We start from the raw sequence: 232 nt of genomic DNA on the forward strand, positions 1-232 counted from the left end.
CCAGTAGAAGGTGTCCATGGTGCTCCTTGGGCGGTGTTTGGTTTGGGGTTGGTTGTTTCCGCCCGTGTGTGCGTTTCGGTGGCTGTGCAGGGGTTTATTCCTGGTGTGATGCTTCGCCTTGGTCGGTTTCCGGTGGTGCCGGCGGGAAGGTGTCTTCGATGGTTTCGACGTAGCAGTAGTGGGTTCGGTAGCCGTTTTTGATGTTGCGGGCCCACTCGATGGGGTCGTCTTC

Origin of the sequence: Glutamicibacter sp. BW78 (assembly GCF_002332245.1) — a bacterium.
In the GTDB taxonomy this organism is placed as follows: Bacteria; Actinomycetota; Actinomycetes; order Actinomycetales; family Micrococcaceae; genus Arthrobacter_H; species Arthrobacter_H rhombi_A.